Below are 5706 nucleotides of genomic sequence, written 5' to 3' on the forward strand. Positions count from 1 at the left end.
ATGTATTTTTAAAAGTTACTACTTTTTTTTAGAAATTTAAAATACCGATTAAACCACATTAAATAAACCCCCTTTCACCGATTAAACCACATTAAATAAACCCCCTTTCACCGATTAAACCACATTAAATAAACGATTAAAGTACATTTTATTAAAAGTTATCCACAGCTTAACTGTTTAATAGTCAGAAAGTTATTTGCTGAAAAAATCGACTACAAGTGTTTAACAAGAGATTTTGATAATACACAAGAGCTTGTTGTGAAAAAAAGTGGCTTGAAAAAGCGGCTTTTAGGGGTAAAAAAGGAAGTAAAAACCATCTAACACCTGCCGACTTAGTAAAGAGATCAAAAACAAATTGGAAAGGGAAAAGAAAAGCAAAAACTAAAACAGGGAAGGGGCGGCCAACTATAAATTTAGTTAGCAAGCGACTAGTTTACTAACCCGCCGGTATACACCTGGCCATTTTACCCCTATTGCAAGGTAGCAGGAGCGATACTGATAGGCTCCTGAATGCGCAGCTGTGGATAGCGACTGCGGCAGATAGCGCGAAAGGTCTTTTCTTTCTCTTCAGGGGAATCGACCCCATACAAGATCCTGGCCAGTTCGGCTTGTTGGGTACCGGCTTGATCAACGAGTTGGGCTTTGAATAGAAGAGCGGCCATCGGGGAAGGAGAATTAACAACACAAAAATAGCCAAAACCAGGAATGCACTTGTGAAAGTGATACGTGTCGCGTAGTATTGCTGTCGCGTCAGCCGTGTGTGATTGGGAGGGAGCAAGCCATGTTTTTCGTACCTCAAAACCAGCTTGCTTTTGCTCCTATCGTCGCAAAAGGCCCAGCACTACCCCATCCACCGCCCGGTTCATCAACTCTTAACTACCTCAAAATCAACCGTCGTATGACTCCTGATTCCCGCGTACCCGCGGCCAAAGCCAAAGGCGGACGGCCCAAAAAGAAGGACGAAGACAAGCGCAGCAAGGCCATTCAGGTTCGGCTCGAACCGGCTTCCTACGCTTACGTGCAGGAATTGGCCCAGCAACGTAACACCAGCATGGCCGATGTGATCCGGGAGCTGTGCGTGGGCGACGTGACGGTGATCACCGCCGAGCAGGAGGCCCTGCTGCGGCAGATCGCCACCATGAGCAACAACCTGAACCAGTTGGCCCGCAAGGCCAACACCGACGGCATTCGTTCGGTGGCTATCCTGGTCGATCGGCGGGTGCGGGAGTTAGGCGAACTACTAGACCGCTACGCCAAATGATCGGCAAGACCAGCATCGGCACCAGCTTCGGGGGGTGCGTGCGCTACCAGTTCGAGGGCCACAAGCACAGCCAGGAACAGAAACAGGCCGAAGTCCTGGAGGCCGTTGGGGTCCGGATGAGTTCGGCTTCCAGTATGACGGCCGACTTCAACCGGGGCCGGTTGCTGAATCCGGACCTGGGGCGGGCCGTCTGGCATACCTCCGTGAGCTTTAACCCCGACGACGCGGCCAAACTCACCAACGAGAAGATGCTGGCCGTCGCTCAGGATTACGTCACCGGTATGGGCCTGGATCAAACCCAGTACGTCATCATTCGCCACCACGACCAGCCCCACCCCCATTTTCACCTAATCGCTAACCGGGTCGATAACCAGGGCCAAACGATTTCGGATAGCCACAACTACGCCCGTTCTCAGGCCCTGCTGAAAGAACTCTCGATCCGGCACGAGCTGACACCCGTGGCCGAACGGCGCGCGCACAAGCAGCGGCCTGATCAGTTGCAGGGGGCCGATCGGAGTCGCCACCAGATTCGCCAGACGCTGGAGCAGGTGCTGGCCAGCTGTACGAGTGGCCAAGCCTTTGCCGAGCGAGTCCAGGCCCAGGGCATCACCTACCAAGTACGCCAAAACGAAGGGGGGAAAGCGGTGGGGGTGAGTTTTGCCAAAGACGGGCATACCTTCAAGGGGTCTGATATCGCCCGTCAGTACAGCTACGCGGGCATTGTCAAGCAACTGGAGGCCAACCACCGGCAGCAACAGGCGGCACAAGCGCAAAAACAGGCCGCTCAGGCGATTAAGCCGGTTGAAGCTGTCACTCCTGTCGTCCGCGCCCAAACGTCGCCTGAAGGGCCTAAAAAGGCCCCAGAATTGAGCGAGGTTGAACGCAAGTGGCAGGATGACTATCAGCAGCAGGTTCAACGGGTGCGCTTGCTGAACGAGCAGATCCGGGCCACCAACGTCTGGATCGAGCAGGCCGCCCAAACGCTGGCCCAGAACCCGACGCTCAAAACGGCTCAGGCCCTTAAAAAAACCTGTCCGGATTATGGCTTGCGGCAGGTACTCGATGGGCAAATCAAAGCCAGCGAATCCTACCAGTTCCAGGTAGAATGGCGCGCTGAGCAACGGCAGGCGTTGAGCCGTCAGGCGGAGAGTTGGTTCGGGTTGAGTAGCGAAGCGCGAGAAGCCAAAGCAAAACTGAGTTACCTGAATGACCCCAACGGCTCGGGTCTGGATTATCACATGCGGGAAAAGCACTATGACTTCTGGATTCATGCCCGGCAGGAGACTAAAGCCAAGCCTAGTTTTGGCTTTCAGGCGAGCGCCTATCAGAAACAGGAACACTCCCTTGTCTCGCTATCGCAGTTTGCTCAGCAACGCGAGACGGCTCACCAGCAGGAGCAGGCTCAGCAGTTGCGGTTGAAGCAGTACCAGAATCGAGGACCCCGGTTAGGCGGTCGGGGCATGAGCTGACGCGGGTCGAACGGAGGGGAAAAAAAGCGGTTTTGATGGGTCTTTTTTATCCCCTTTCGCCCTCTTTTTTGCCCCGTTGTTTTTTGTACTTTTTGAAGGGGTGTTGTATAAGGAATCTTATGTTAATGAACTATTCTAAGATCAATCACCGCATAAGAGCCCTGAAAAGAGGCCGAATTGTAACTTGGAAAGGGGAGAAAAAATAGAGTATTGTGTTAAGCGATTATTCGTAGATTGATCCTGTCAATTACGAGTGGAGCACCCCTTGAAACGGCCTCTGAGTTATCCTAACATCGATTGTACAACATAATCCTATGCCTGACCATTGTATTGTTTATAGGAGCCACTCTTCTGAGTTATTGGATGAGAATAATTTAGCAACTGTTTTATTACATAGCCGTTGCCACAACAAGAAAGCAGGCATTACTGGTGTGCTGCTTTTCCTTCATGGACAGATCATTCAAGTCTTGGAAGGAGATCAGCATGAGCTAAGCTTGCTGTACGACCGTATTCAGCGGGACAAAAGACATACGAATGTAACCACTTTGGTTAGTCAATCAGTTAATCAACGCCTCTTTTCGTCTTGGAACATGGGTTATAAAACGCTGACGACGAGTCAACTTGAAGAGTTTAATGTCATCGTTGATCTGAATAATAAAAAAGCCTTCAATCTTAACCAACAGTCTATTTTAGATCTGATTCAAGCATTCTACAACACGAATTAAAGCGCTTAATATGGAATACGATTCTTGAAAAAGTTTATTTACATAAGATGACTGGCTGTTGAAAAGTCGGCACGGGCTCAGACATTCCATTTCAACCGTTTGTTTTGATGCTAAATTAAGTGAAATGAGACCTGTTAGTCGAGCCGACAAAGCACCTTTCAGACTTTTGCAACAGCCACTGCAATTACAGTACGTTTGAACGGGTTTGAAAAATACTCAAAAAAGGCAGTTCTTCAGCTGTGATTTGAGCCACCAGCATGGGTAAAATTGGCCCTTCTTTTTTTACGAACAACATTCCCTTTGTTGCTGTATAGGTGGGCATTTAACCGATCAATATGAGCAGTATACGCAACAATCTCCTAATATGGGTTTGAAGCTATCTTCACGATAAAGATGTTTATTTGCTCATTTTCTATCGTGTAGTCGATGGGCTAAACTGAATAGACGGTAACGAAACCGTTTTGTACCAATAATGACGCAGGTTGACTAAGTAGGTTTGCCAATCCTCGTAACTAAAAGGCTTAACCGTAAACGAAGAGGCACCTATCTCATAGGCTAGCTTAACATCATTCGTTAGTTGACTTACCGTCAGCATCAGCACTGGCACTAAGCGAGCTTGCGGATGTACTTGTATATAGGCTAACAAGTTAAACCCCGTATTCATCTCATTTAAGTTGATGTCAAGTAATATCAACTTAGGACCATATCCCTCTAACTGATCTATATAACGTTTAGCTTCTCCCGCGCTGTATACCTGCTGAAAGCGGGCTTCGGGGAAGTTAATCTTGGCGGCCTCAATGAGCACCTCTGCCAGCAAGGGATCATCATCAACGAGTAGAATGGGAAAAGACATATACAGATAAGGATCACTTATTAAAGATGATAATAGGTAGGTGGCAAAGTAATTGTGTTATACCAGTATTCACAAATCGATTGAAAATTGGTAAGCCAATCCTGTTCTATGACTGGCTTAAGCATATACGCTGCTACGCCCGCCTGATAAGCGCTGGTAATGTCAGTGGAGTTTGCCGATGCACTCAGCATCAGAATGGGAATGTGCGAAACTGGACTGTCCATAGCCTTGATGTGTCTGACCAACTGAAGGCCCTCCTGATAAGTAGGCAGATAAAGATCAATAATCATAAGCTTAGGGAGTTCCCATTCTTGGGTTTGCTTCTCCACTAATAAGTTAATCGTCTCCTGAAAGCCGGCTGTGTGTACCAGGGTAGCTGTGGGCAAACAGCGTGACAGTATACCTTGTATAAGTATCCAATGGTCACGATTATCCTCAACGATCAGTAGTTTTGTTTGGGTGCTGGTAACTGTTAGGTTTATTGAGTCTTTACTGGTTTTCATGACGACAAAGATCAATGATACACAATGATCAAAAAGCAGATTGATGATATTATTCTGCTTTTTGGCGGTACAGTCAGATGTTATGTTAGGTAGTGCAGAAACTACTTTCTGCACTACCTTTTTGTTCAAGACTGATTTCTTTGTACTTATGTGTCATACATTGTGTATGACAGAACTATATAGATGCTCAAAACGGTATGACAGAAAGTACTTTAAGCACTACACCCAAGGAAAAGACTGTTAAGATGGGCCGACCGGCTCGCCCAAGTGCTGCACCTGTTCCTTGGTCAGTTCGGGGTGTTGAAGCGGATACCCGACGCGTGATTGAGAAAGCTGCCGAGCGAGCGGGTAAGACCATAGGCCAATACATTAATGAAGATGTTCGCGGATTTGCTCAAGGGCAGCTTGTCCAAACGCAATCACCTACCGCTCCGGTCGATATTCAAAACCAGATTGACCACCTTACCAAGATTGTTGAAGGGATTGCCACCCGTTTACCTGAGCAAGGTAAGAAATCAGTTTGGCAACGGCTCTTTGGTTAAGTCTATTTTGCTTCTGCCTTGGTTTGTAGACCAAATACCTTAGCTGTATAGCTTCCTAGATTCTTCACTTTGCCATCGGCCGCTTTCATTTGAATATCGTAGAGTTGCCGCGTAATCACTTCGCTCGAGTGATTGGCCAGTACCGTATCAGCCTGATCGGGTCGAAGCCGGAATTGTTTAATTAGCCGTTCGTGCAAACTTGACAGTTGAGCCGGTTCGGGTTTGGCCTGATAGAATACCTCAAACTCGACTTCGACAACGGGTTTACGCCCACGTCCAGGGCGGTCGCCGTAAATGGGTTTAGAATTGAATGTTAGATCCGTGTGGCCGTTGATTTCCCTAGCAGCGACATC

7 protein-coding genes and 1 pseudogene are annotated in these 5706 nt (G+C 48.0%); 4 read left to right on the plus strand and 4 right to left on the minus strand.

Features of this window, described 5'->3' with window-relative positions; all coding sequences use genetic code 11:
- Positions 1-470 precede the first annotated feature (470 nt).
- The gene (locus tag NT073_RS00005) at positions 471-662 is read right to left on the minus strand and encodes a hypothetical protein (RefSeq protein WP_297366799.1); all 192 of its coding nucleotides are present in this window, start codon (positions 660-662) and stop codon (positions 471-473) included.
- Between the two features lie 236 nt (positions 663-898).
- On the opposite strand from NT073_RS00005, the gene mobC reads away from it, so the two are divergent.
- The 3 genes from mobC to NT073_RS00020 all read left to right on the plus strand — a co-directional run bounded on the left by mobC (position 899) and on the right by NT073_RS00020 (position 3455).
- Entirely contained in the window at positions 899-1261 is a 363-nt protein-coding gene (gene mobC, locus NT073_RS00010; protein ID WP_297366803.1) for a plasmid mobilization relaxosome protein MobC, read from the plus strand.
- Complete coding sequence (locus tag NT073_RS00015; RefSeq protein ID WP_297366806.1) at positions 1258-2730, plus strand: relaxase/mobilization nuclease domain-containing protein; 1473 nt, start codon at positions 1258-1260, stop codon at positions 2728-2730. Before mobC ends, NT073_RS00015 begins: the two co-directional genes overlap by 4 nt.
- A 314-nt stretch (positions 2731-3044) precedes the next feature.
- Positions 3045-3455: a BLUF domain-containing protein gene (locus tag NT073_RS00020; RefSeq protein ID WP_297366809.1), complete on the plus strand. Its 411-nt coding sequence runs from the start codon at positions 3045-3047 to the stop codon at positions 3453-3455.
- Positions 3456-3867: 412 nt separating this feature from the next.
- Here the strand turns inward: NT073_RS00020 and NT073_RS00025 are convergent, their stop codons facing one another.
- The gene (locus NT073_RS00025) at positions 3868-4308 is read right to left on the minus strand and encodes a response regulator (RefSeq protein ID WP_297366811.1); all 441 of its coding nucleotides are present in this window, start codon (positions 4306-4308) and stop codon (positions 3868-3870) included.
- A 20-nt stretch (positions 4309-4328) separates the two neighbouring features.
- Positions 4329-4811, minus strand: a complete 483-nt coding sequence (locus tag NT073_RS00030; RefSeq protein ID WP_297366814.1) for a response regulator — start codon at positions 4809-4811, stop codon at positions 4329-4331.
- Positions 4812-5008: 197 nt separating this feature from the next.
- Between NT073_RS00030 and NT073_RS00035 the strand changes: the two genes are divergently transcribed.
- The gene (locus NT073_RS00035; protein ID WP_297366816.1) at positions 5009-5353 is read left to right on the plus strand and encodes a hypothetical protein; all 345 of its coding nucleotides are present in this window, start codon (positions 5009-5011) and stop codon (positions 5351-5353) included.
- 2 nt (positions 5354-5355) lie between these two features.
- Here NT073_RS00035 and NT073_RS00040 read toward each other — a convergent pair.
- Positions 5356-5706: pseudogene (locus NT073_RS00040) on the minus strand (initiator RepB protein); the annotation flags it as partial.

This window comes from Spirosoma sp. (genome assembly GCF_026391055.1).
Taxonomy (GTDB): Bacteria; Bacteroidota; Bacteroidia; order Cytophagales; family Spirosomataceae; genus Spirosoma.

Bases quoted from the DNA above. Each gene is read 5' to 3' on its own strand.
- NT073_RS00030 (WP_297366814.1), bottom strand. From the start codon at position 4,811: ATGAAAACCAGTAAAGACTCAATAAACCTAACAGTTACCAGCACCCAA.
- NT073_RS00020 (WP_297366809.1), top strand. From the start codon at position 3,045: ATGCCTGACCATTGTATTGTTTATAGGAGCCACTCTTCTGAGTTATTG.
- NT073_RS00035 (WP_297366816.1), top strand. From the start codon at position 5,009: ATGACAGAAAGTACTTTAAGCACTACACCCAAGGAAAAGACTGTTAAG.
- NT073_RS00015 (WP_297366806.1), top strand. From the start codon at position 1,258: ATGATCGGCAAGACCAGCATCGGCACCAGCTTCGGGGGGTGCGTGCGC.
- NT073_RS00005 (WP_297366799.1), bottom strand. From the start codon at position 662: ATGGCCGCTCTTCTATTCAAAGCCCAACTCGTTGATCAAGCCGGTACC.
- NT073_RS00025 (WP_297366811.1), bottom strand. From the start codon at position 4,308: ATGTCTTTTCCCATTCTACTCGTTGATGATGATCCCTTGCTGGCAGAG.
- mobC (WP_297366803.1), top strand. From the start codon at position 899: ATGACTCCTGATTCCCGCGTACCCGCGGCCAAAGCCAAAGGCGGACGG.